This window comes from Streptomyces sp. NBC_00829 (assembly GCF_045161795.1).
Classification (GTDB): Bacteria; Actinomycetota; Actinomycetes; order Streptomycetales; family Streptomycetaceae; genus Streptomyces.
The window spans coordinates 4,031,762-4,057,177 of the sequence record NZ_CP108867.1; the positions used below are offsets into that span (position 1 = coordinate 4,031,762).

22 protein-coding genes are annotated in these 25,416 nt (G+C 66.8%); 9 read left to right on the plus strand and 13 right to left on the minus strand.

Features of this window, described 5'->3' with window-relative positions:
* A complete protein-coding gene (locus tag OG293_RS17575; protein WP_405999738.1) occupies positions 1-2,379 on the minus strand; it encodes a DUF6049 family protein in 2,379 nt (792 codons plus the stop codon).
* A gap of 180 nt (positions 2,380-2,559) precedes the next feature.
* Between OG293_RS17575 and OG293_RS17580 the strand changes: the two genes are divergently transcribed.
* Entirely contained in the window at positions 2,560-4,026 is a 1,467-nt protein-coding gene (locus OG293_RS17580) for a CCA tRNA nucleotidyltransferase (protein WP_405999739.1), read from the plus strand.
* 261 nt (positions 4,027-4,287) lie between these two features.
* On the opposite strand, the gene OG293_RS17585 is transcribed toward OG293_RS17580, so the two are convergent.
* The 3 genes from OG293_RS17585 to OG293_RS17595 form a co-directional block, all read right to left on the minus strand.
* Entirely contained in the window at positions 4,288-5,556 is a 1,269-nt protein-coding gene (locus tag OG293_RS17585; protein WP_405999740.1) for an MFS transporter, read from the minus strand.
* A gap of 76 nt (positions 5,557-5,632) precedes the next feature.
* Entirely contained in the window at positions 5,633-6,715 is a 1,083-nt protein-coding gene (locus OG293_RS17590) for an inositol-3-phosphate synthase (protein WP_405999741.1), read from the minus strand.
* Positions 6,716-6,774: 59 nt separating this feature from the next.
* On the minus strand, positions 6,775-7,491 hold the full coding sequence (locus OG293_RS17595) for a helix-turn-helix transcriptional regulator (RefSeq protein ID WP_405999742.1): 717 nt from the start codon (positions 7,489-7,491) through the stop codon (positions 6,775-6,777).
* A 360-nt stretch (positions 7,492-7,851) separates the two neighbouring features.
* Here OG293_RS17595 and OG293_RS17600 point away from each other — a divergent pair, with 360 nt between their 5' ends.
* A complete protein-coding gene (locus tag OG293_RS17600) occupies positions 7,852-10,569 on the plus strand; it encodes a transglycosylase domain-containing protein (RefSeq protein WP_405999743.1) in 2,718 nt (905 codons plus the stop codon).
* Positions 10,570-10,690: 121 nt separating this feature from the next.
* Positions 10,691-12,202, plus strand: coding sequence for a glycosyltransferase family 87 protein (locus OG293_RS17605; protein ID WP_405999744.1), 1,512 nt, complete (start codon positions 10,691-10,693; stop codon positions 12,200-12,202).
* Between the two features lie 168 nt (positions 12,203-12,370).
* On the opposite strand, the gene OG293_RS17610 is transcribed toward OG293_RS17605, so the two are convergent.
* From OG293_RS17610 to OG293_RS17620, 3 genes are all read right to left on the minus strand, one after another.
* Entirely contained in the window at positions 12,371-13,402 is a 1,032-nt protein-coding gene (locus OG293_RS17610; protein ID WP_405999745.1) for an alanine racemase, read from the minus strand.
* 97 nt (positions 13,403-13,499) lie between these two features.
* Positions 13,500-14,618: a lipid II:glycine glycyltransferase FemX gene (locus tag OG293_RS17615; protein WP_405999746.1), complete on the minus strand. Its 1,119-nt coding sequence runs from the start codon at positions 14,616-14,618 to the stop codon at positions 13,500-13,502.
* A 121-nt stretch (positions 14,619-14,739) separates the two neighbouring features.
* On the minus strand, positions 14,740-15,054 hold the full coding sequence (locus tag OG293_RS17620; RefSeq protein WP_405999747.1) for a hypothetical protein: 315 nt from the start codon (positions 15,052-15,054) through the stop codon (positions 14,740-14,742).
* Positions 15,055-15,314: 260 nt separating this feature from the next.
* Between OG293_RS17620 and rpsF the strand changes: the two genes are divergently transcribed.
* The 4 genes from rpsF (at position 15,315) to rplI (ending at position 17,021) form a co-directional block, all read left to right on the plus strand.
* Positions 15,315-15,605 (plus strand): 30S ribosomal protein S6, encoded by a 291-nt coding sequence (rpsF, locus tag OG293_RS17625; protein WP_006604399.1) that lies wholly within the window; start codon positions 15,315-15,317, stop codon positions 15,603-15,605.
* 74 nt (positions 15,606-15,679) lie between these two features.
* The gene (locus tag OG293_RS17630) at positions 15,680-16,276 is read left to right on the plus strand and encodes a single-stranded DNA-binding protein (protein WP_405999748.1); all 597 of its coding nucleotides are present in this window, start codon (positions 15,680-15,682) and stop codon (positions 16,274-16,276) included.
* A 43-nt stretch (positions 16,277-16,319) separates the two neighbouring features.
* Positions 16,320-16,556 carry a 30S ribosomal protein S18 gene (rpsR, locus tag OG293_RS17635; RefSeq protein ID WP_003956534.1) on the plus strand — a complete coding sequence of 79 codons (237 nt, stop codon included), beginning with the start codon at positions 16,320-16,322 and terminating at the stop codon, positions 16,554-16,556.
* Between the two features lie 18 nt (positions 16,557-16,574).
* Positions 16,575-17,021 carry a 50S ribosomal protein L9 gene (gene rplI, locus OG293_RS17640; protein WP_142214744.1) on the plus strand — a complete coding sequence of 149 codons (447 nt, stop codon included), beginning with the start codon at positions 16,575-16,577 and terminating at the stop codon, positions 17,019-17,021.
* 164 nt (positions 17,022-17,185) lie between these two features.
* On the opposite strand, the gene OG293_RS17645 is transcribed toward rplI, so the two are convergent.
* Complete coding sequence (locus tag OG293_RS17645) at positions 17,186-18,523, minus strand: MATE family efflux transporter (protein WP_405999749.1); 1,338 nt, start codon at positions 18,521-18,523, stop codon at positions 17,186-17,188.
* Positions 18,524-18,966: 443 nt separating this feature from the next.
* Between OG293_RS17645 and dnaB the strand changes: the two genes are divergently transcribed.
* Complete coding sequence (gene dnaB, locus OG293_RS17650; RefSeq protein ID WP_406003626.1) at positions 18,967-20,433, plus strand: replicative DNA helicase; 1,467 nt, start codon at positions 18,967-18,969, stop codon at positions 20,431-20,433.
* Between the two features lie 7 nt (positions 20,434-20,440).
* On the opposite strand, the gene OG293_RS17655 is transcribed toward dnaB, so the two are convergent.
* Complete coding sequence (locus OG293_RS17655; RefSeq protein ID WP_405999750.1) at positions 20,441-20,599, minus strand: hypothetical protein; 159 nt, start codon at positions 20,597-20,599, stop codon at positions 20,441-20,443.
* A 279-nt stretch (positions 20,600-20,878) separates the two neighbouring features.
* On the opposite strand from OG293_RS17655, the gene OG293_RS17660 reads away from it, so the two are divergent.
* Complete coding sequence (locus OG293_RS17660; protein ID WP_405999751.1) at positions 20,879-22,261, plus strand: serine hydrolase domain-containing protein; 1,383 nt, start codon at positions 20,879-20,881, stop codon at positions 22,259-22,261.
* Between the two features lie 105 nt (positions 22,262-22,366).
* Here OG293_RS17660 and OG293_RS17665 read toward each other — a convergent pair whose 3' ends face one another.
* The 4 genes from OG293_RS17665 to OG293_RS17680 form a co-directional block, all read right to left on the minus strand.
* The gene (locus OG293_RS17665; protein WP_405999752.1) at positions 22,367-23,527 is read right to left on the minus strand and encodes a winged helix DNA-binding domain-containing protein; all 1,161 of its coding nucleotides are present in this window, start codon (positions 23,525-23,527) and stop codon (positions 22,367-22,369) included.
* A gap of 23 nt (positions 23,528-23,550) precedes the next feature.
* The gene (locus OG293_RS17670) at positions 23,551-24,003 is read right to left on the minus strand and encodes a GNAT family N-acetyltransferase (protein WP_405999753.1); all 453 of its coding nucleotides are present in this window, start codon (positions 24,001-24,003) and stop codon (positions 23,551-23,553) included.
* A gap of 10 nt (positions 24,004-24,013) precedes the next feature.
* A complete protein-coding gene (locus OG293_RS17675) occupies positions 24,014-24,463 on the minus strand; it encodes a MarR family winged helix-turn-helix transcriptional regulator (RefSeq protein ID WP_405999754.1) in 450 nt (149 codons plus the stop codon).
* Between the two features lie 92 nt (positions 24,464-24,555).
* Entirely contained in the window at positions 24,556-25,416 is an 861-nt protein-coding gene (locus OG293_RS17680) for a GNAT family N-acetyltransferase (RefSeq protein WP_405999755.1), read from the minus strand.

Below are 25,416 nucleotides of genomic sequence, written 5' to 3' on the forward strand. Positions count from 1 at the left end.
TCAATGGTCCACTTTCTCACCAGTGCCCGACGGGTCGCTGCTTTCCGGTCCGGTGTCCGGGCTCGGGTCACTCGCCTGCCCAGGATCAATGCTGTCGATGCCACTGTTTGAGCCCTCGGGGCTCTCGGATTCCTCCGAATCCTCAGAGTCTACGGAGGCATCAGTGGCGTCTTCGCCGCCCCCGCCGTCCGCGTCTTCTCCGGCAGCCGGCCGGGCGGCAGCCCGCTTGCGCTGCGTGTACATCCTGATGCCTGCGAGGACGAGGAGCAGTACTCCGCCGGCGATGACGAGCATCACAGTGGGAGTGACCTCGGAGACCTTCACGGTGAACTTCATCGCCTCGCCGTACGGCTTGCCGTCCTCGGTGAAGAGCTGGGCCGTCATCTGCACCGGACCATTGGCGTTGGCCTCGGCGGAGAACTTCACCGACTGGCTGTGTCCGCCCTCGACCTTGATCGGCTGCTCGGCGGAGGCCTTGTCGTGGTCGAGGCTGAGCCGGGTGGCATTGTCCGACCTCAGCCGCAGCACCAGATGATCGATCCCCTGGACCAGCCGGTTCTGCACGGTGACCGGGATCGTTGCGCTCCGCCCCGAGAGCGTGACACGCGACTTCTCGATCAGCTGCACCTCTTGGGTGAGGCTCTGGAGATAGTCCCGCACCTCTCTGCGGTACAGCCGTGCTTCTACGCGCTTGCCGCGCCATGAGGTGGACATCTCCCGGTCGATCGCCCGTCCGAACGGAGTCTCCACCCGGTCCTTCGCAGTGAGGATGACCTTGAAGTTGTCGAGGGTGTTCTGCGTGGTCCTGATGTCCTGGAACGCCTGGACCGGCAGCTCCTGCTTGCTCATCCGGCGGGGGTACTGGGACCTGGACGGCACCTTGGTCGTCGCATCTGCATCGGGGGCGGCGTTGGCCGCCGCGATCAGATCGAGGGGCTGTGTCCACTGCTGCGCTTCGAGAGATTGCAGAGCACGGGCCATGGACTGCGCCTGGGACACGGTTGGCATGCGCTGCGGAGCGACGACGATGCTGCGCTGCTTGTCCGGGTCCTGATGGGTCAGAGCCAGCGTCTGGGCGAGGAACTCCTGGACCGCGAGCGTTGAGCTGCCCGCGTGGGTCATGTCGCCCTGGAAGGCCGTGGAGAGCCGCGAGTCCGCCACCACCGCGGTGGTCCCGCCACCGATGGGTCGGGCGGCTGTGGGGGTGTAGGGCAGGTCGTCCTGCAGGCTGTCGCTCCGGGCAATCACCTTGTGCGCGCCGGCCGAGGTGGCGACGTCGACGACAGAGGAGTCGACAGCACCCTCGAAGGGCCACGCGAAGTCGATCGACGGCTTCACATGGAGGATCGTCTCCACTGTTGTCTCGGCGACCTCGGTCGCGGGCTGGAGATGGCTGAGGGATCCGGAGACGTTCTTTCCACGGTGGGCCAATGAGGCGAGATCCGGGTCGGCGAACGGCAGGGCCACCACCTTGCCGTCCCGGACGGCTGCCTCGACGGCACTCAGCCACTGCTTGGCGACGGCCTGGTTCTTGCCCGCGACCGTGGTGCCCCCGCTCTTCACCCGGTAGTTCCTGGTCATCGCGTCGACCGTGGCCAGCAGATCCGGATCGATGACCCACGTGACGGGCAAATTCCTGCCGAGGGACACGAGCTGCTCCAGCCGTCCGCCCGGACCGAGCTCCGCGGCCAGCGTCTCGTCCTCGAACACAGGTGTCTGCTGCTCGTCCGAACCGGTCTCTGACGTGAGGTGGGTCGAGGAGATCAGCGGCCAGAGGAAGGTGAGCTGGGTCTTCTTCTCGGTGGTCTCGGGCTGCCAGGGCAAGAAGGTCCGCTCGATACCCAGAACCTGCTTGAACGGGTCGTCCGGAGTCTGCCCCCGCAAGGCCACGTCGAGCTGGTAGACGCCCTCGTCGTCGAGATTCAGCTCACTGACGGGAACCGAGAGCTTGAAGTCCCGGCTGATGCCGGAGGCGAGCTGAGGGATCTTGACCGTGTACTTGGCGCCGATCCGTGGCGCATCAACGCCGGGCGAGTGATCGGACCGCTCCGCGGCACGATCAATGGCTGTCCTGCCGGAGAGCCGCGATCCCACACCAAGATCGATCTCGGCATCGGTGACGGTCTTCTTACCCTTGTTGATCACTGTGCCGGAGATGGTGAGGGTGTCGTTCTTTCCCGGAACCGAGGGGGTCATCGTGTCGAGAGACACATCGACCGGGCTGGAATCCGAGGTCTCCGCGGCGTGCGCGCCCGGTGCGGCCGGTCCGCACAGCAATCCGGCCACGAGGGGTGCGCCCATGATCAAGGAGGCTGTGCGGCGCAGCCACCGGCGGGCAGGAGAAGGACTCATCCCCTGGAAGTCTGCCGCGTCGGCCACGCGCTCGCCCGTCCCTCGTCGTCTGCTGCCGGTGGTGGTTCTCGGTTCCTGCGTCCACGCATGGTAACGAGGTGCGCCGCGTCGAAGTGCCGCGGAGTGCCCCACAAGATCGGAAGGGACTTCCGAGGCCGCAATAAACGGGGGCGCTCCGGCCGGTCGGGGCACGTACCCTTTTCTGTTGTGCCGAACGCCAATGAAGACAACCCCACTGCACTGAGCCAGGTGCAACGCCGCGCGGTGAGTGAACTGCTGCGGGTGTCCCCTGTTGCCGACGACCTCGCCCGCCGCTTTCAGGAGGCCGGGTTCAGCCTTGCGCTGGTCGGCGGCTCGGTCCGGGATGCGCTGCTGGGGAGGCTCGGCAATGATCTGGACTTCACGACCGATGCCCTCCCGGAGGACGTACTGAAGATCGTCCGTCCCTGGGCGGACTCGGTGTGGGAGGTCGGGATCGCTTTCGGGACGGTCGGCTGCCAGAAGCGGGCCCGCGGTGAGGACGCCGACCAGGACTTCCAGATCGAGGTCACCACATATCGCTCGGAGGCGTACGACAGGACCTCCCGCAAGCCCGAGGTGTCCTACGGCGACTCGATCGAGGAGGACCTCGTACGGCGTGATTTCACGGTCAACGCGATGGCCGTGGCGCTTCCCGAGAAGGAGTTCATTGATCCGCACGGAGGTCTGGAGGACCTTGCCGAGCGTGTCCTGAGGACCCCCGGCACGCCCGAGGAGTCCTTCTCAGACGATCCGCTGCGCATGATGCGGGCCGCCCGCTTCGCCGCGCAGCTGGACTTCGAGGTAGCCCCCGAGGTCGTCAGGGCGATGAAGGAGATGTCCGACCGTATCGGGATCGTCTCGGCCGAACGCGTGCGTGACGAACTGAACAAGCTGATCCTCTCCGCGCAGCCCCGGAAGGGACTGGCCCTCTTGGTGGACTCGGGTCTGGCCGGCCATGTGCTGCCCGAGCTGCCGGCGCTGCGGCTGGAGAGCGACGAGCACCATCGGCACAAGGATGTCTACGAGCACTCGCTGACGGTTCTGGAGCAGGCCATCGATCTGGAGGAGGACGGCCCGGATCTGGTCCTGCGGCTCGCTGCTCTCCTGCATGACATCGGGAAGCCGAGGACGCGTCGTTTCGAGGTAGACGGTCGAGTTTCCTTTCATCACCACGAGGTGGTGGGCGCGAAGATGACCAAGAAGCGGATGGCGGCGCTCAAGTACTCCAACGACCTGGTCAAGGAAGTTTCCCGACTGGTGGAGCTCCATCTGCGCTTCCATGGCTACGGCACCGGAGAGTGGACCGACTCGGCGGTGCGACGGTATGTACGCGATGCAGGTCCCCTGCTGGCCCGGCTCCATAAACTGACCCGCTCGGACTGCACGACGCGCAATAAGCGCAAGGCGAGTGCCCTCTCCAGGGCCTATGACGGGCTGGAAGACCGCATCGCGCAGCTGAAGGAGCAGGAGGAGCTGGACGCGATCAGGCCTGATCTGGACGGCAACCAGATTCAGGAGGTCTTGGGCGTGGGTCCGGGTCCGGTGATCGGCAAGGCGTACGCCTTCCTGCTGGAGCTTCGCCTGGAGAACGGACCCATGGAGCACGACGCGGCCGTGGCCGCGCTCAAGGGCTGGTGGGCGGGACAGGACTGAGGGTGGACCGCTGAACCTGAAACGGCGCCATGTTTCACGTGAAACATGGCGCCGGATCGATGACCGAGGGGCGATGTTTCACGTGAAACATCGCCCCTCGGCGTATGTGGCTACCCCGCTACTACTTCTTGATCTCGTTCAGGCAGAGCACGAACTGCTTGCCCGAGCTGCGTCGGCCGCCCCTGGTCTGCTCGAAGCGGCCGACATCGGCTTCCCCTCGCATAGCTGCCGGTCCGCCATGGCGGGACGCGGGCACGCACGCTATCCCGCTGCGTCAACGCGGCTCCAGCGGGCCATGGCTGCGGCCACGATGGCATAGATGACCGCGACCAGGACCACGAGCGCGACCGACCTGCCGTCAGGGGGCAGCATCAGTGCAGCGATTGCCGCGGAGCTGACAAAGGCGACGTTGAACAGCACGTCGTAGAGCGAGAAGACCCTTCCGCGGTAGGCGTCGTCCACCGTCACCTGGAGCACCGTGTCTGTGGCGATCTTCGTGCCCTGGGTGATGAGCGCCAGGATGAACGCGGCAACCAGTGTCGGTGCGGGCTCGAACGGCAGCCCAAGTGCAGGTTCGAGAACGGCAGCTGTCCCTGCGCAGGCTGTCACCCACCCGAACTGGCCCAGGCGGCTGACGGCCCAGGGGGTCAGCACGGCCGCCGCGAAGAACCCGCCGCCTGAAACGAGGATGGCAAGCCCGAGCAGGGCAAGGCCATCCGACTCGCGCTCGTACCAGGCGTACCGGCACAGCATCAGCACCATCACGGTCAGCGCGCCGTAGCAGAAGCGCATCAGGGTCATCGCGACCAGTACTCGGGACGCGGCACGCCGTTCGGCGAGATGCCGCAGTCCGTCCGCCAGCCCCCGTGCCGTGGAGGCCAGGGCGATGACGAGGCGGGGCTGTACCAACTGCGGATCCGGGCCGAGCAGTTCACGGGCCATCCGGAGCGAGGCGAGCGAGGAGCAGAGATAGAGCACCGCCCCGAGCATGACCACCGCGGCATCGGAGTCCTCGGAGACCAGGCGTACGGCGAAGGCGAGTCCGCCTCCGGCGGTCGCGGCGAGCGTGCCGGCGGTCGGCGAGAGAGAGTTGGCCATGACGAGCCGGTCCGCATCTACCACTCGGGGCAGTGCGGCGGAGATCCCGGCCAGCACAAAGCGGTTGACCGCGGTGACGGAGAGGGCCGAGGCGTAGAAGAGCCAGTCGGGTACTGACGCCAGAATGAGCACCGCTGTGCTGCTCGCAAGGAGCGCCCGCAGCAGGTTCCCGTAGAAGAAGACCTGCCTGCGCTGCCAGCGGTCCAACAGGACGCCAGCGAAGGGCCCGATCACGGAGTACGGCAGCAGCAGTACGGCCATGGCCGAGGCGATGGCCGCGGGGGACGTCTGCTTCTCCGGGGAGAAGACCACGTACGTGGCGAGGGCGACCTGATAGACGCCGTCGGCCGACTGGGAGAGAAGCCGGACCGTCAGCAGTCGGCGAAAGTCGGCAAGGCGCAGGAGTACGCGCAGATCACGTACGACGGGCATGCGATCAAGCCTCACACACGCCGAGGGTCCCCGGGCGGATAACCCGGGGACCCTCGGCAGACGATCGGCTGAACGCTTAGCGCTCGACCTCGCCCTTGATGAACTTCTCGACGTTGGCGTAGGCCTCGTCGTCGAAGTACTGAACCGGCGGGGACTTCATGAAGTACGAAGACGCGGAGAGGATCGGGCCACCGATGCCCCGGTCCTTGGCGATCTTCGCCGCGCGCAGGGCATCGATGATGACACCGGCGGAGTTCGGGGAGTCCCAGACCTCGAGCTTGTACTCCAGGTTCAGCGGGACGTCGCCGAAGGCACGGCCCTCGAGGCGGACATACGCCCACTTGCGGTCATCGAGCCAGGCCACGTAGTCCGAGGGACCGATGTGGACGTTCTTCTCGCCCATCTCGCGGTCGGGGATCTGCGAGGTGACAGCCTGAGTCTTCGAGATCTTCTTGGACTCGAGGCGGTCGCGCTCCAGCATGTTCTTGAAGTCCATGTTACCGCCGACGTTGAGCTGCATGGTGCGCTCAAGACGGACACCGCGGTCCTCGAACAGCTTCGCCATCACGCGGTGCGTAATGGTGGCGCCGACCTGCGACTTGATGTCGTCACCGACGATCGGGACACCGGCCTCGGTGAACTTGTCCGCCCACTCCTTGGTACCGGCGATGAAGACCGGGAGGGCGTTGACGAACGCGACCTTGGCGTCGATGGCGCACTGCGCGTAGAACTTCGCAGCGGCCTCGGAACCGACGGGCAGGTAGCAGACCAGGACGTCGACCTGCTTGTCCTTGAGGGTCTGGACGATGTCGACCGGAGTCTCGGCGGACTCCTCGATGGTCTGGCGGTAGTACTTGCCCAGGCCGTCGAGCGTGTGGCCGCGCTGCACGGTGACGCCGCTGTTCGGCACGTCGCAGATCTTGATGGTGTTGTTCTCGCTGGCGCCGATGGCGTCCGCCAGGTCGAGGCCGACCTTCTTGGCGTCCACGTCGAAGGCGGCCACGAACTCCACGTCACCGACGTGGTAGTCGCCGAACTGCACGTGCATCAGACCCGGCACCTTGCCGGCCGGGTCGGCGTCCTTGTAGTACTCGACGCCCTGCACCAGCGAGGCGGCGCAGTTACCCACGCCGACGATGGCTACGCGAACCGAACCCATTCCGGTTGCTCCCTGTGTGATCTCGGTATTCCGGATGAAACCCTGCGGACCGCAGAGCTTCACTTGGCGGTGTCGTCGGACGGATCCGGCGGGATGGAGCCTTTGAGGGGCGTGCCCCCGGAAGGCTCGGCACCCTTGTGCCGGGGCAGGCCGCCCGTCTCTCCAGATGTGTTGTCCTGCTGAGCGGAGCTCTCGGCGGAGGGCTGTCGTTGATCCCGTCCCGCCCGCTCGCTCTCAATGAGCTCGTTCAGCCAGCGCACCTCGCGCTCCACGGATTCCATGCCGTGTCGCTGCAGCTCAAGCGTGTAGTCGTCGAGTCGCTCACGGGTGCGCGCCAGGGAGGCGCGCATCTTCTCCAGGCGCTCCTCCAGCCGGCTGCGGCGGCCCTCGAGCACCCGCATCCGCACCTCTCGCTCCGTCTGTCCGAAGAACGCGAAACGAGCCGCGAAGTGCTCGTCCTCCCAGGTGTCCGGACCGGTGTGCGAGAGCAGCTCCTCGAAGTGCTCCTTACCTTCCGCCGTCAATCGGTAGACGATCTTGGCGCGGCGTCCGGCGAGTGACGCCGCGAGAGCGTCCTCGGGGGCACTGCCCGGCTCCTCGATCAACCATCCGTTGGCAACCAGCGTCTTGAGGCAGGGGTAAAGGGTCCCGTAGCTGAAGGCCCGGAAGACTCCCAGCGAGGTGTTGAGCCGTTTCCGCAGCTCATAGCCGTGCATAGGGGCTTCACGGAGCAGACCGAGCACGGCGAACTCGAGGATGCCGGAGCGCCTGCTCATCGTCGCCTCCCTCGCCCGTTCCGCCTGGTTATGCCGTGCTGATGTATCGACTCGATACATCAGCACGATAGAACGACGTTCCTGCTGCGACAAGAGGGGGCATGGTGAACGGCGTCACATCGTAAATTCATAGCGTTCTGGTTGCCCGATTTGAGGCGAACTTCGATACTCGGGGGGTTTTGGCCGTGCGTAGTCTGTGCGCCATGCAGACCACCGGGAACCAAGTGACGCCTGTGGGCGTCCTCGTCGTGGATGCGCATCGGATGAGCTCTTTAGAGGGCTCGTCCGTATCCATTTCGGGGGGACCGGAACTCAACTGCCGCTTCCAGGCGTCTCGCCTGCCCGAGGAGTAGTCGTTCGATGAGCGAGCACCGTCGCAAACCGCCACAGTCGCAAGGTGGCGGGCGTGCCGCGGCCAGGCGCGCCGCACAGCAGCCGTCCGGCCGTCGCGCGGCCCCGTCCCGGGGCACATCCTCGGGATCTCCTTCCGCTTCGTACGGTGAGGAAACTCAATACGGCAGCCGGGCCGAGGCCCGGCGCGCCGCACAGCGCGGAGGCAGTAGCCGCCGCCGCGTCGACGAAGGCGCGGGAGCGGGCGCCGGCCATGGAGGCCGCGGCGGTGGCCGCCGCGGTGGAGGCGGCGGTGGGGGCCATGAAGACCCCGGCCGCGGTCGTGGCGGGCCCCCCTCCAAGAAGCGGATCATCGACTATCCGCGTCACAACAAGGACGGGTGGCACCGCTGGGTTCCGTCCTGGAAGCTGGTCACCGGGCTCTGCCTGGCCTTCATGGGCAGCTTGCTGGCCGCCGCGACCATTGCGTACGCCATGGTGGGGGTCCCGGACCCGAACAAAACGGCCAAGGCGCAGAACAACGTCTACTACTGGGCCGACGGAACGCAGATGGCCGCGACCGGTGGTGAGATCAACCGGCAGATCGTGGGCATCGAGCAGATCCCCGAAGCCATGCAGAATGCGGTCATCTCGGCGGAGAACAAGTCGTTCAAGACCGACTCGGGCATCGACCCCATGGGTATCGGCCGGGCCCTGGTCAACATGGCCAAGGGTGAACAGACCCAGGGTGGCTCCACGATCACCCAGCAGTACGTGAAGAACGCACGGCTCGGCGATCAGTCCCAGACCCTGACCCGTAAGTTCAAGGAGCTGTTCATCTCCATCAGGGTCGGCACGGACATGGAAAAGCCCGAGATCATGGCCGGCTACCTGAACACCTCGTACTACGGACGTGGGGCGTACGGAATTCAGGCCGCCGCCCGGACGTACTTCGGCAAGAACTCCAAGGACCTGAAGCCCGACGAGTGCGCCTTCCTCGCTTCGCTTCTGAAGGGCGCGACGTACTACGACCCGGCCGGCGCGGAGGACATCGATCCCGCGGCGAAACCTGCGGCCAACAGGGCCCGGGCCGTCGAGCGCTGGACCTGGATCCTCGACGAGATGGTCAAGGACGGGCATCTCAGCGCGGCGGAGCGAGCAAAGGCCAAGTTCCCGGAGCCTGCGCCGATCAGGAGGAACGCCCAGCTCAGCGGCCAGGTCGGCTATCTGGTGGCCCTTGCCAAGTCCAACTTCCTCAATAACAACGACAAGGGCATCGACGCCACCGCGCTCGCCCAGGGCGGCTACGAGATCCACACGACCTTCGAGAAGGACAAGGTCAAGAAGCTCGAGGAAGCGGTCAAGAAGGTCCAGAAGGCCAACATCAAGCCCGGCAAGCGCCCGAAGACGGACACTTTCGTGCAGTTCGGAGGTGCCTCGATCAATCCGAAGACCGGGGGGATCGTCGCCATCTACGGCGGTGAGAACGCCACCAAGCACTTCACCAACAACGCCGACCAGACCGGTGCCCAGGTCGGATCGACCTTCAAGCCCTTCGTCCTGGCCGCCGCGATGCGGGACGGTGTGCGCGACCCGGAAGGCCCGGAGGAGCAGGGTATCGCCGAGCGTGTGAAGGTCGACCCCGACAAGAGCATCTACAACGGCAGGAACAAGCTCAAGATCAAGCGGTACGACGGTTCCGTGTGGACGAACGAGGACGGGAAGGAGTGGCTGCAGACCAACGACGGCAATGAGTCGTACAAGAACATCAATCTGCGCGAAGCCATGGTCCACTCCGCCAACTCGCCCTTCGTGCAGCTGGGCATGGACATCGGTATCCCGACGGTCAGGCAGGCGGCCATGGACGCCGGGCTGCTCGAGAAGTCACTGTCGACGGCGAACGTCCCGTCGTTCTCGATCGGTATCTCCGACCCCAGCGCCATCCGTATGGCCGGCGCGTATGCGACGTTCGCGGCCAACGGCGAGCAGCGGGACCCGTACTCCGTCAAGTCGGTCGAGCACGAGGGCAAGAAGGTCTTCGAGCACAAGGAAGTGTCCGAGCGCCCCTTCTCGACGGCCGTCGCGAGCAATGTCACCGACGTCCTCAGGTCCGTCGTCGACGAACCCGAGGGCACGGGCAGGAACGCCAGGCTTCCCGGCCGTGAGGTTGCGGGCAAGACCGGTACCACCGACGGCAACAAGTCCGCGTGGTTCGTCGGCTACACACCGCAGCTGTCGACCGCGATCGACATGTACCGCCTCGACGACAACGAGAAGAGCGCCAAGAAGCGCGAGTTCCTCGAGATGTACGGAACGGGTGGCCAGGACAAGATCCACGGTGCGTCGTTCCCGTCCGAGATCTGGCAGTCGTACATGAGCCAGGCGCTCAAGAACTACGCCGTGGAGAAGTTCCCGGAGCCCGAGTCCATCGACGGCGAAGCCGTCTGGGGCGGTGGCGCCTCCAGCCCGGCCCCGTCGCCGACGGAGACGCCGTCCAGCACGCCGTCGGACGAGCCCTCGAGCACGCCGTCGAGCACGCCGTCCAAGAGCCCCGACCCGAGCCAGTCCTGCAACCCCTGGGAGGACTGGACCTGCGGCGGCAACAACAACGGCGGCAACGGCAATGGTGGAGCCAATACCGGTCCCTCCGGGTCCCCGACCATCAGTCCGACGGTCTCACCAACGGGCACCAGCAACAATGGCGGTGGTAACGGCAGGGGAGGCGTCTTGGGCGACCCGACGGGCTAGCCGGCCCTGACCCACCGACGTCAACGCCCCGAGGGCCGTCGTGACCGGTACACAGAGCCTGTGCATACCGGTCACGGCGGCCCTCGCCGTGTCCCGTGTCCCGTACGGCAGGATGTGCACCATGCCCAGCGCAGAAGAGACCAGCGTGTACCAGGAGCGGCCGGACGTACGGCCCACGCGGGAGGATCCCGTCGCCGCGGCCGGCAGTGAGCTGATCGGCGGTCCGGCCGGTCGCTGGGCCCTGCGCGGGAGCGGCGGCCGGCTCACGCCCGTACGGGTCGTAGCCCTGGTGGCCATCGGCATGTTTGCGCTGGGCATGGTGCAGAAGATGCCCTGCTACAACTGGGCCTGGTTCAGAGGCGCCAGCTCTCAGTACACACACGCCTGCTACTCGGACATTCCGCACCTCTATGCGGGGCGTGGTTTCTCCGAGGGGCTCATTCCGTACTTCGACCGGCTGCCCGGCGACATGCAGTACTTGGAGTACCCCGTCCTGACGGGCCTGTTCATGCAGGTCGCGTCGTGGCTGGATCTCGCCGGCGGCTCCATGCAGGAGCAGGAGCAGGCGTACTGGGTGGTCAATGCGGGCATGCTGATGATCTGCACCGCGGTCATCGCCGTCTGTGCGGCCCGCACCCACCGCCACCGCCCCTGGGACGCCCTGCTGCTGGCCCTGGCACCTGCCTTCGCGCTGACCGCCACCATCAACTGGGACCTGCTGGCCGTGGCCCTCACGGCCGCCGCGATGCTCATGTGGTCACGCGGCCGGACACTGGCCTTCGGCATCCTCATCGGACTCGCGACCGCGGCCAAGCTCTACCCCGTGCTTCTGCTCGGGCCGCTGCTCCTGCTGTGCTGGCGGGCGGGGAAGTGGCGGGAGTTCGCCACGGCGGCGCTCGGCACGGCCGGCGCCTGGCTCGTGGTGAACCTGCCGGTGATGCTGCTGGCGCCCGAAGGGTGGAAGAAGTTCTACACCTTCAGCCAGGAGCGGCAGGTCGACTTCGGCTCGTTCTGGCTGATCATCACGCAGCGCACGGGCGAGCCGCTGGAAGTCGACTCGGTGAACACCTACGCCACGCTGCTGATGCTCCTCGCGTGCGCGGGTATCGGCGCGCTCGCTCTCAGCGCCCCCCGACGGCCCCGCTTCGCGCAGCTGGCCTTTCTGGTCGTCGCGGCGTTCATCATCACCAACAAGGTCTACTCGCCGCAGTACGTACTGTGGCTGATTCCGCTCGCCGCGCTGGCCAGGCCCCGCTGGCGGGACTTCCTGCTCTGGCAGGCCTGCGAGGTCATGTACTTCCTGGGGATCTGGATGTACCTGGCGTACACGACGAGCTCCAAGCACCAGGGACTGCCGGCCGAGGGCTACCAGGTCGCGATCGCCCTGCATCTGCTCGGGACGCTCTATCTGTGCGCGGTGGTCGTGCGCGACATTCTGATGCCGGAGCGCGACGGCGTGCGCAAGGACGGGTCGGACGACCCCTCTGGGGGTGTGCTCGACGGGGCCGAGGACGTCTTCGTGGTCGGGCAGGCAGCTCGACCCCGGCGGCATGCGGCACACGCGGTGGAGGGGGCACGGGTGGACTGGGGGACACAGCCGCAGGGGTCGGGAGAGGCCCAGCCTTCGGACTGAAGCCTGTGAAGGCCCACGGGAGCGCTGTGTACCGCGCTCCCGTGGGCCTTCACAGCTCCCGTAGGGCTCTCACGGCTCTGAGGAGGCCCTCAAGGGCCCTTCCTCAGGCCTCAGCGGGTTTCCTCAGGCCGCAGCGGAGCCGTACTGCGCTAGCGGTCGCCGTAGTGTCTACCGGTCGACGAGGCGGTCGAACTGCGTCGTCGTGTGGCGCAGATGGGCCACCAGTTCGTCGCCCACCTTCGGCTCCTGCGAATCCGCCGGCACAAAAAGGATCGAGACCTGCATGTGCGGCGGCTCGGCGAACCACCGCTGCTTGCCCGCCCAGACGAATGGCGACAGATTGCGGTTGACCGTCGCCAGACCCGCGCGGGCGACGCCCTTGGCGCGCGGCATGACGCCGTGCAGTGCTTTGGGCGCCTCCAGGCCCACGCCGTGGGACGTGCCCCCCGCCACCACGACCAGCCAGCCGTCGGAGGCGGCCTTCTGCTGGCGGTAGCCGAAACGGTCCCCCTTGGCGACGCGCGTGACGTCGAGGACGGCTCCGCGGTACTCCGTCGACTCGTGGTCACCGAGCCAGAGCCGCGTACCGATGCGGGCGCGGAAGCGGGTCTGCGGGAACTGCTGCTGGAGGCGGCCCAGTTCCTGTGCGCGCAGATGGCTGACAAACATGGTGTGGAGCGGCAGCCGGGCCGCGCGCAGCCGGTCCATCCAGCCGATGACCTCCTCGACGGCGTCGGAGCCGTCGGTGCGGTCGAGGGGCAGGTGGAGGGCGAAACCTTCCAGCCGGACGTCCTCGATGGCGGCGTGCAGCTGGCCCAGGTCCTGTTCCGAGATGCCGTGCCGCCTCATCGAGCTCATGCACTCTATGACGACCCGGGCGCCCACCAGCGCGTGTACACCGTCGACCGAGGAGACGGAGCGGATGACCCGGTCGGGCAGCGGGACCGGCTCCTCGCCCCGGCGGAAGGGCGTGAGGACGAGGAGGTCGCCGCTGAACCAGTCCTTGATCCGGGCGGCTTCGTAGGTGGTGCCCACGGCGAGCATGTCGGAGCCGAAGCGGGAGGCCTCCTCGGAGAGGCGCTCATGACCGAAGCCGTAGCCGTTGCCCTTGCAGACCGGGACGAGACCGGGGAACTGGTCGATCACGGACTTCTGGTGCGCCCGCCAGCGCGCGGTGTCGACGTACAGGGAGAGCGCCATGGCCGGCCCGGAACCTTTCTGGTGGCTGCGGTGTATCAGAGGTATGTGCGAGATTTACGAGATTACGGCGTCGTCGGTGAAGACGGCAGCCTCTGTGTCAGCGGCGCGACATGTAGATGTCGAGCGCCTTGTGGAGCAGCTTGTTGAGCGGGAAGTCCCACTCGCCGACGTACTCGACCGCTTCGCCGCCGGTGCCGACCTTGAACTGGATCAGACCGAAGAGGTGGTCGGTCTCGTCCAGGGAGTCGCTGATGCCGCGCAGGTCGTAGACGGTCGCGCCCATCGCGTACGCGTCGCGGAGCATCCGCCACTGCATCGCGTTCGAGGGCCGGACCTCGCGGCCGATGTTGTCGGAGGCGCCGTACGAGTACCAGACGTGGCCACCGACGACCAGCATCGTCGCCGCGGACAGGTTCACGCCGTCGTGCCGAGCGAAGTACAGCCGCATCCGGTTCGGGTCCTCGTTGTTCAGGACCGTCCACATGCGCTGGAAGTACGAGAGCGGGCGCGGCCGGAAGTGGTCGCGCACAGCCGTGATCTCGTACAGCCGCTGCCATTCGGCAAGGTCGTCGTAACCACCCTGGACGACCTCGACGCCGGCCTTCTCGGCCTTCTTGATGTTGCGACGCCACAGCTGGTTGAAGCCCTTGAGGACATCGTCGAGTGAACGGTTCGCCAACGGCACCTGATAGACGTAGCGAGGCTGTACGTCACCGAAGCCGGCACCGCCGTCCTCGCCCTGCTGCCAGCCCATCTTCCGCAGCCTGTCGGCCACTTCGAAAGCGCGGGGCTCGATGTGGGTGGCCTCGACATCGCGCAGCCGCTTCACGTCCGGGTCCTGGATGCCGGTCTTGATCGCCGGTGCGTCCCAGCGGCGGATGACCACCGGCGGGCCCATCTTCACGGAGAAGGCACCCTGCTGCTTCAGATGGGCGAGCATCGGCTGCAGCCAGTCGTCCAGGTTCGGGGCGTACCAGTTGATCACCGGGCCCTCGGGCAGATAGGCGAGATAGCGCTTGATCTTGGGCAGCTGGCGGTAGAGCACGAGGCCGACGCCGACGAGCTCGCCGCTCTTGTCGAACCAGCCCAGGTTCTCGGACCGCCATTCGGTCTTCACATCAGCCCATGCCGGGACCTGGCAGTGACTTGCCGAGGGCAGGGTCTGGATGTACGCCAGATGCTGCTCTCGGCTGATGGTCCTCAGGGTCAGGCTCATGCGGGGCGCTCCTCGGCAGGTGTGTCCCCATGGGTACAGGGGCTCCGGCTCTCGCGCCGAAGCCTACTGCGCTGGGGGAGCGCCCCGAATGGCCGCCGGGATGAGCGAGGTTGCGCCCTCGCTAACCGAGGACCTCGCCGAACAGTCCGCCGTGGGCCATGCCGAGATAGAAGCCGACCGCGGACGCACCGAGACCGAGGATCAGCAGGAAGCGTTCGCGGGTCGTGGCAGAGATGAACTGGCCGTACGCACCGGTCAGGATGCCCACGAGTCCGGCCCACGAGCTGATCAGATGGAGGCCGTAGAACATCGCCGTGACGAAGGAGAGGATGCCGAGGACGAGCGTCACCGCCATCAGGGTGTCCTGAAGGGGATGGGGCTTGCCGTCGGTCGCGAAGAGAGAGGCCGTGGACTGGGATCGCATTGCCTGTGCCATGGGGCACCTCCTGGCGTTGCCGGAAGACGGCGCATCGTAGCGCCGCGCACACCCGATGTGTACAGATTGCGTCCCCTGGCCACCGGATTTCAACCGCACGGCAGTGTGCAGGTACTCTGTACGGTCTGCACCGGTGTCTGCCCAGGCCAGACGACAATCCCCCGGGATTGTCAGTGTCGGCCGATACCGTTGCTTACGCATCACGACCCTCCTGCCACGGAACGACCGTGGCCGCTGAGTCCAAAGGAGGTGGGTTCCACATGCGTCACTACGAGGTGATGGTCATCCTCGACCCCGATCTCGAGGAGCGCGCTGTCTCCCCGCTGATCGAGAACTTCCTCTCCGTCGTCCGTGAGGGCAACGGAAAGGTTGAGAAGGTCGACACCTGGGGCCGTCGTCGTCTCTCTTACGAGATCAAGAAGAAGCCCGAGGGCATCTACTCGGTCATCGACCTGCAGGCCGAGCCTGCGGTCGTCAAGGAGCTCGACCGACAGATGAACCTGAACGAGTCGGTCCTCCGGACCAAGGTCCTCCGTCCCGAGACCCACTGAGCACCTAGCTCAGAGGTCATCGGGTTCGAGTAGCAGCAAGCAGCCAGAAGCAATCCCCGCCGAGAGGTTCATCCATGGCAGGCGAGACCGTCATCACGGTCGTCGGCAATCTCGTCGACGACCCCGAGCTGCGCTTCACCCCGTCCGGTGCGGCGGTCGCGAAGTTCCGCGTCGCGTCCACTCCCCGCACCTTCGACCGTCAGACCAATGAGTGGAAGGACGGCGAGAGCCTCTTCCTCACCTGCTCGGTCTGGCGTCAGGCGGCGGAGAACGTCGCCGAGTCGCTCCAGCGCGGCATGCGTGTCGTCGTGCAGGGCCGGCTCAAGCAGCGGTCCTACGAGGACCGCGAGGGCGTCAAGCGCACGGTCTACGAGCTGGACGTCGAGGAAGTCGGCCCCAGCCTCAAGAACGCCACGGCCAAGGTCACCAAGACCACCGGCCGCGGTGGCCAGGGTGGCTATGGCGGCGGTCAGCAGGGCGGCGGCAACTGGGGCGGAGCCCCCAGTGGTGGTGGCCAGCAGGGCGGCGGCGGTGCACCCGCCGAAGACCCGTGGGCGACCAGCGCGCCGGCCGGCGGCGGCCAGCAGCAGAGCGGTGGGGGCGGCTGGGGCGGAAGCTCCGGCGGTTCCGGCGGTTCCGGCGGCGGCTACTCGGACGAGCCTCCCTTCTAAGGGCAGCTCGTACCCCACTTCTTGATCACACAGGAGATACACCATGGCGAAGCCGCCTGTGCGCAAGCCGAAGAAGAAGGTCTGCGCATTCTGCAAGGACAAGACCGTGTACGTGGACTACAAGGACACGAACATGCTGCGGAAGTTCATTTCCGACCGCGGCAAGATCCGTGCCCGTCGCGTTACCGGCAACTGCACGCAGCACCAGCGTGACGTCGCCACGGCCGTGAAGAACAGCCGTGAGATGGCGCTGCTGCCCTACACGTCCACCGCGCGATAAGGGAAGGGTGACCGAATAATGAAGATCATCCTCACCCACGAGGTCTCTGGCCTCGGTGCCGCCGGCGATGTCGTCGACGTCAAGGACGGATACGCTCGCAACTACCTGGTCCCGCGTGGTTTCGCGATCCGCTGGACCAAGGGTGGCGAGAAGGACGTGGCGCAGATCCGCCGCGCCCGCAAGATCCACGAGATCGCGACGATCGAGCAGGCCAATGAGATCAAGGCCCGGCTCGAGGCCGTGAAGGTCCGTCTGGCTGTTCGCTCCGGCGACGCCGGCCGCCTCTTCGGCTCCGTCACCCCGGCCGACATCGCTTCGGCGATCAAGACGGCTGGCGGCCCGGACGTGGACAAGCGCCGCGTTGAGCTCGGTTCGCCGATCAAGACCCTGGGCTCGCACCAGGTGTCCGTGCGTCTGCACCCCGAGGTTGCCGCGAAGCTGGGCGTCGAGGTCGTCGCCGCCTAAGCACTGCGTGCTCTGTAGAGCATCAGAGAGGGTCGCATCCATTGGGTGCGGCCCTTTCGCTGTTTCACGTGAAACGGCGTGGCTGGTGTCGGCCGGTCGTGGCGTTCCGCGAGGGCTCAGTCGGGGCGGCTCAGCGGCTCAGCGAGTCGGAGCGCTCGGTGAGGTCAGCGGGTCGCGCCGGTGACAACCCAGCGGCCGGAGCGTGCGCGCAGCCAGAGCGTCAGCATGCGGACCGTCATCATCAGCGCCATCGCCCACCACAGGGCCGTCAGACCGCCGCCGAGTACAGGGATGAGCAGGGCCACAGGGGCGAACACCGCCAGCGTGACCAGCATGGCCCCGGCCAGATAGCGGCCGTCCCCTGCTCCCATCAGCACGCCATCGAGCACGAAGACCACTCCTGCGATCGGCTCGCTGAGAGCCACCACGAGCAGAGCCGGGAGCAGGGTGTCATGGACGGCAGGATCGCTGGTGAAGAGCGGGATGAAGAGGGACCGGGAGGCCACGACCAGGCTTCCCAGCACTACACCGGAGGCAATGCCCCACTGCACCATGCGACGGCATGCCTGCCGCGCACCGTCTGCGTCACTCGCACCCAGGTAGCGCCCGATGATCGCCTGTCCGGCAATGGCGATCGCATCGAGGGCGAAGGCCAGCAGGCTCCACAGGGCGAGGACGATCTGATGCGCAGCGATATCGGTGTCGCCGAGGCGTGCTGCCACGGCGGTGGCGATCATCAGGACGGCTCGCAGTGAGAGCGTACGGACGAGGAGCGGGGCGCCCGCCTGGGCGCTGGCCCGTATGCCTTCGGCATCCGGGCGAAGGGATGCGTGGTGCCGTTTGGCTCCCCGTACGACGACGATCAGATACGCGGCGGCCATCGCGACCTGGGCAATGACGGTGCCCCAGGCGGAACCGGCGATACCGAGGCCGGCCCCATAGACGAGTCCGGCGTTGAGTGCTGCATTGGCGGCGAAGCCTCCGATGGCCACATACAGCGGTGTCCGCGTGTCCTGGAGGCCACGCAGAACCCCCGTAGCGGCAAGGACGATGAGCATCGCCGGAATACCGAGGCTGGAGATCCTGAGGTAGGTGGCGGCGTAGGGGGCGGCGGTATCGGACGCGCCGAAGATCTGCACGAGCCAAGGGGCTGTGGGCAGGGTGACGGCGACAACGGCGACGCCGAGGAGCAGCGCAAGCCAGATGCCATCCATGCCCTGGCGGATCGCTGCGGCGAGATCACCCGCGCCGACGCGCCGGGCGACGGCGGCCGTTGTGGCGTAGGCGAGGAATACGAAGACGCTCACGGCGGTCATCAACAGGGCTGCCGCGGCCCCCAGCCCGGCGAGTTGCGGGGTGCCGAGATGGCCGACGATGGCGCTGTCGACCATCACGAAGAGCGGCTCCGCGACGAGCGCACCGAAGGCAGGAAGGGCAAGCGCCACGATCTCGCGGTCGTGGCGTTGCCGGAGCGCCTTCGGTGTTGTTGGAGCCTGTGTCATGGCGGCAATTTAATCTTCCACAGGTAAGAGATGCAACTGATCTGCAGTCCTTACTTGACCATGGAGTGAAGCTCTGTCTGTGGACCGTTTGTTCTGATCTTGGTCCAGTCGGGAAAGTTTTTCTCCCCCACAGCCAGTGGACGGAAAAAGGCCAGGTCAGGGCGTCTGTGTTGGGGTGGATATGAACTTGTCCACAGTGCTGTCCCCCGGTCCGTGCACAGGTTCCGGAGGGTTCTCCACAGCATCTGGCCCTTCGTCCACATGGCCTGTGGATAACCAGATTGGCTGACGGTGCCGCCGGGCCTACCGTGGACCGTCGCCCGACGCGCCGGAAGCGGAGTCTGGCAATTCGTTTTGTCAGTGTCGTGCCGTAAGAAAGAGTGGCACGGCGAGGTCCGCGGAGCGGACGGGAGGAGGTGGCCCGGTTGAGCATTTCCGAGCCGTTGGACGACCCGTGGGCAGCCGACAGTGGCCCCGGTGACCGTCTGCCCGTTTCCCGCCAGCGCCGCGGTGATGGCCGCGGAGGTCGCGAGGACCAGCATGAGCGCGGCAGGGAAGGCGGCGGCTGGGACGGCGGCTCCCCCGGCTTCGAACGGGTGCCTCCTCAGGACCTGGACGCCGAGCAGTCCGTGCTCGGCGGCATGCTGCTCTCCAAGGACGCCATCGCCGACGTCGTGGAGATCATCAAGGGCCAGGACTTCTACCGGCCCGCTCACGAGACCGTCTATACGGCGATCCTCGACCTCTATGCCAAGGGCGAGCCCGCCGACCCGATCACCGTCGCTGCCGAGTTGGTCAAGCGGGGCGAGATCACCCGCGTCGGCGGTGCGCCGTACCTCCATACCCTGGTCCAGTCGGTCCCCACCGCAGCCAACGCCTCGTACTACGCGGAGATCGTTCATGAGCGGGCCGTGCTGCGCAGGCTTGTGGAGGCCGGCACGAAGATCACGCAGATGGGATATGCCGCGGACGGCGATGTCGACGAGATCGTCAACTCCGCCCAGGCCGAGATCTACGCTGTCACTGAGCAGCGCACCAGCGAGGACTATCTGCCGCTCGGCGACATCATGGAGGGCGCGCTCGACGAGATCGAGGCGATCGGCTCGCGCAGCGGCGAGATGACCGGTGTGCCGACCGGATTCACCGACTTCGACTCGCTCACCAACGGTCTGCACCCCGGACAGATGATCGTCATCGCGGCACGTCCCGCGATGGGTAAGTCGACCTTGGCGCTGGACTTCGCGCGGGCTTGTTCGATCAAGAACAACCTCCCCAGCGTCATCTTCTCCCTCGAAATGGGCCGCAATGAGATCGCGATGCGTCTGCTGTCCGCCGAGGCGCGGGTGGCGCTGCACCATATGCGTTCCGGCACGATGACGGACGAGGACTGGACCCGGCTCGCTCGCCGGATGCCCGATGTGTCGCAAGCACCGCTCTACATCGACGACTCGCCGAACCTTTCGATGATGGAGATCCGAGCGAAGTGCCGTCGCCTGAAGCAGCGCAACAATCTGAAGCTGGTCGTCATCGACTATCTGCAGCTGATGCAGTCGGGTGGTTCGAAGCGTGCCGAGAGCCGTCAGCAGGAGGTCTCGGACATGTCCCGAAACCTCAAGCTGCTGGCCAAGGAGCTGGAGCTTCCGGTGATCGCGCTGTCGCAGCTGAACCGTGGTCCCGAGCAGCGCACGGACAAGAAGCCGATGGTCTCCGACCTGCGTGAGTCAGGGTCTATCGAGCAGGACGCGGACATGGTCATCCTGCTGCACCGTGAGGACGCGTACGAGAAGGAGTCGCCGCGGGCCGGCGAGGCGGACCTGATCGTGGCCAAGCACCGAAACGGTCCGACGGCGACGATCACGGTCGCCTTCCAGGGCCACTACTCGCGCTTCGTGGACATGGCGCAGACCTGATTGTCTGCTAGATCCCCACGATGTTCTGGCCGTCTTGGACGGTCCGGCTCACACCGCCCCAAGTAATCCATGCGCGAACCCTGGCCCCGTCCTCGCCGCCCTGCTGCTGATCCCCGACGTCCGAGCCCTTCTGCCAGATCCGCAACTGCACCGTCGCCTCTGCCAACGCCGGCTTAGCTCCTGGATCTCCGCGCGCTGCCGCCGCTAGGACCAAGCTTCGCGGCTGCCGGCCTTTCCGGCATCCCGTCTTCCATCGCCGCCTTGCCGGCGTCGACGAACCGGTTGCGCCACCGGTTGATCGACTCGGCCGACACCCCATGCCGGCGTGCCTTCAAGGTCAAATTCGGGCAGAGCGGCCTCGGTAAGCCCCGGGCTCTCTCCGCGTGCGGCGAAATGCCACGTAATACGCTCGACTGCGGTGGGGCGGCGCCGATAGACCTGCCTCATGAACTCACCCGTTGACGATCTCCTTCCCGCCACACGACGGGCCCTCCTTCATCGCATTGCCGTCGCCCAGTCCGACGGCCGCGCACCGTCGTTCGTCGCCGCTGTGCAACGCGAGGGTCAGCTGGTCTGGTCGGGCTCACGCACCTCGGTCGACGGGCACGGGCCGGACGCTGATACGCAGTACCGTATTGGCTCGATCACCAAGACATTCACGGCTGTCCTCGTCCTGAGGCTGCGGGACGAGAATCTCCTCGATCTGAATGACGCCCTGGAAGAGCACCTTCCCGGCACCGGCGTCGGGGATGTGACCATCGCTCAACTCCTCGGCCACAGCGCCGGTTTGAGCGCCGAGACCCCAGCGCCCTGGTGGGAGCGAACGCCGGGATCGTTGCGTCCTGAACTTGCCGACGTGCTCGGCGACCAGCCGCGGATGCACCCCGTCGGCCGACGCCACCATTACTCCAACCCTGGCTACACGCTGCTTGGTTCATTGATCGAGGCGGTGCGCGGGGAGCCCTGGGAGGATGTACTGCGGCGAGAGATCCTCGAACCGCTCGGAATGAGCCGCACAAGCGCGCAGCCCCAGGCTCCCCATGCCGGCGGCTGGGCCGTGCATCCCTGGGCCGATGTGATGCTCCCCGAACCCTGCGAGGACCTCGGGCTCATGGCCCCGGCGGGCCAGCTCTGGTCCACGACCGCCGACCTCTGCCGCTTCGCGGGGTTCCTTGCCGACGGTGACGAGCGGGTGCTGGGTCAGGCGTCTGTGCGGGAGATGCGCACGCCGTCGGTGCCACCGGAGAGCGGGGACTGGGACAGTGTGTACGGCCTGGGAATGCAGATCGTACGGAGAGACGGCCGCACTCTCGTCGGGCACGGCGGCTCGCTGCCCGGATTTGTCGCGGGACTTTGGGTGAGCGTGGAGGACGGCGTCGCGGCCGTCGCGCTCGCCAATGCCACCTCGGGTCCGCTCACCGCGTCCGTCGCGGCCGATCTCGTACGGATCGTCGCCGAGGCCGAACCCCGCTTCCCCGAGCCCTGGCGGCCACTGCCGGAGGTTGAGCCGGCACTGCTGGAACTGACCGGGCCTTGGTACTGGGGGACGTACTCCTTTGCCCTGCGCCTAGTCGTCGACAACGGGGTGGTGCTGGAGCCGCTCGGGGGCACCGGGCGGGGCTCGCGCTTTGTCGCGGAGCCCGACGGGACGTGGACCGGCCTCGACGGCTATTACGCGGGGGAGACGCTGCATGTGGTGCGGCGGGAGGACGGCTCGGTGAGCCATCTCGACCTGGGGTCGTTCGTGTTCACGCGTGAGCCGTACGAGCGGGGCGCGGCCGTTCCGGGCGGTGTGGACGAGGAAGGCTGGCGAGGGCTGAAGGCGTGAGGCTCCCCGAGTGCGTGAGGCGGCGCGATGGTGTGAAGCAGTCCGATGGCGCGAAGCGGCCGTCATGTTTCACGTGAAACAGGCATGGGGCTGACCCGGAGGCCTTCAGGCCGCCAGCTCTCGCTCCAGTGGCGTACGGAAGCGCGGGGTGATCCGCGCCTCGCCCACCCAGTCCGACAGTCGTGAGGCTTCCGCCGCGATCATGGCGGTTGCCTCACGGCCAGGATCTGACAGCAGACGCCAGACAATCTCTCCGTCCGCCCGCTGAGCCCAACCTCCGATGATCTGCCCGTTCCACCACACCGTGGGGCCGATGTTGCCGGAACGGTCGAAAAGGGCCGTGCTGTGGTTCGCGTCGAGATGGAAGCCTCGGTCGGTCCAGGCCATGGCGCTGGGGTCGAGTGCGGGGAGAAGTGCCGCCCAGGGCTCCAGGGGTTGTTGGGGCGCCCGGTCGCCGGGAGCCACATAGCCGGTGCTCGTGTCGAGCTCGACACTCTCCGCCCCCATGGCGGAGAGCGCCGTGCGCACATCGCCGAGAGTCCAGCCCGTCCACCACTTGAGGTCGGCTTCGGTGGCCGGCCCGTACGAGAGCAGCCACCGGCGGGCCAGTTCGGCTCGCGCCTCGGCGGCCGACAGTGGCGGCCAGGGGTCGCTCGCCGTCCAGCGGAACTGACTTGAGGTCCAGGAACCGCGGGGCCGGTCCCGCCGGATACGGCAGTCGGCGGCGAGCACACGGAGAACCCGTGTGGCGACGCCCTGAACCGTCTCGTACTTCTTGCCCGGAAAAACAGTGATCTTCGTCTTCAGTGCCGGTACATCGGCAGAGAGCTGACTGCCGGTCGCGGCGCCACGCGTGGCGAGGGCGGCGAGGACTGAATCCTCGGCGTCCGCCAGCCACTTCTCGTCCAGACCGTTTCCGTCCTCGACCAGATGACTGACGAGAGTCCTGCGCTCTTTGACCGCGATGGCGCGAGCGGTGGACGCATCGACACAGGGGGCGAGTTCGGCGGAGACGGCGAAGAGTGTGCGACGCATGGAGAGGAGCCGGACCAGCTCCACGCGGTCGTACAGAGACTGCTCGACAACCTGCACGCTCGGATTCTTGAGGCGTGCGCACGCGGAGAGAAAGACTGTCGCGGCGTCCGTGGCGTGCAGCGCGACGACGGCATCGGCGACGGTAACCGGGGAGTCCACCCGTACGGACGGGGCCAGCAGATGGCGGCGGCCGAGCCGGATACGTCGCTGCTCGTCACTGATCCGGTCCATGGGGGACTCCCTCGGTCGGTGTGTCAGAGCTGGAGTTTGAAGCCCACATGGGATGCCTCGAAGCCGAGCCGCTCGTAGAACCGGCGGGCATCGGTGCGGGTGACATCGGACGTCAGCTGTACCAGGCTGCAGTTCTGGCGGCGCGACTCGTCGACCGCCCATTCGATGAGCCGGGTGCCCAGACCACCACCGCGCTCGTCGGCGTGGATGCGCACGCCTTCGATGATCGAGCGGGTCGAGCCGCGCCGGGAGAGACCCGGGATGATCGTCAGCTGAAGGGTTCCGACGACCCGGTCCTCGCGGACCGCGACGGCCTGGGTCTGGTTGGAGTCCAGACTCAGTCGCTCGAAGGCGGCGAAGTACGGGGAGAGATCGTCCGGGGACTCGCGCTGGGCGCCGAGCTGGTCGTCGGCGAGCATCGCCACGATCGCTGGGATGTCTTCGCGTACCGCACGGCGTATCTCCAGATCGCTCATGATCGGCAGACTACGCGGGGACCCGCAATTCTTCGACTGCCCTGACCAGGGGAGCGAGTTCGGGGTTCTTGGCTGCCTCGTCCAGGGCTTTGCGCAGGGCGGTGTCATTGGTGGGGCGGGCTTCGGCGAGCAGGGCCTGGCCGGCCTCGGTGACATCGGTGTAGATGCCCCGGCGATCGGTGTCGCAGAGGTAGCGGGTGAGCAGGCCGCGGTCCTCGAGGCGAGTGACCAGACGGGTGGTGGCGCTCTGGCTGAGGACAACCGCGTCGGCCACCTGCTTCATCTGAAGGTGACCGCCGGGGCCGCTGTGCTGGCGGCTGAGGGCGTCGAGGAGGGAGTACTCACGCATGCTCAGGCCGTGGGTGTTCTCCAGAGCGCGCTCGATGTGTGCCTCGATCTTCCCGTGGAGCAGGGAAAGCGCGCACCAGCTCTGGGAGAGTGCGGGGTCGGTCGCGGTCATCTGTCTTCTCCTCCGTACCGGAGCGACTCATCTCAGGATAGGCAACGAATGCAATAGCCCGCGCTTGCAATTATTCGCCGCTCGGGGTGACGCTAGCCCACAGCCACCGACAGTGGTGCGAAGCGGCGGGTCCAGTCGCCCGGGAGGTCGGGGATGCCGTGGGTCATTACTGCGTTGAAGGCGATCGTCTCCAGACCGTGCTCCTTCACCCAGGCGATCAGTTCCTCGTGCCGGACGTCGATGTCCGTACGCAGCGGACGGTCCGTCTCTGCGGACAGGGAGCTGATCAGGGCCTTCGCCGTTTCTGTGTCCCGGGCGATCAGAGGGCCGACGACATGGGTCTCCATGTTCGGCCACGCCGCGGCGTACCCCGTGAGGACGCCGTCCTCCTCGGCGACCCGGAAGTGATCGGCGAATGCGGGCAGACGGGTGATCATATGGGTGCGGTCCAGGCCGAAGGCCTCGGCGTCCAGACGTAGAACGGCCTGCAGATCCTCCGCGGTGGCAGGGCGGGTTGTCACCGTCGTCGACGTGTCTGCCTCCGGGGCTCGCAGACAGCCGCGGACCATCTCCGCACGACCGATGTCGGCGAAGCCGAGCTCCTTGTAGAGGGGCTGTCCGTACGGCGTCGCGTGAAGGGTGAGCGGGGTGTCCCCAGCTTCCTCGAGTACATGCTTCATCAGCCGCCGCCCGATGCCCTGCCGTGAGAACCGCTCGGCGACGAGCATCATCCCGATCGCGGCGAGGCCGGAGCCGTAAGGGGTCACCACGCATGCGGTCACCAGCCCCTTGCCTGCGGGGTCGTCGATTCCGTACCCCGTGCCCGCTGTGAGCAGCAGGCCCCATTTGTGTTCCTCGCGTGGCCAGCCCCGGTCCTCGGAGAGGTTGGAGCAGGAAACGAGATCGTCCTTGGTCAGACGGCGGATGGGCAGCTCGGAGAGGGGCGTCGACAT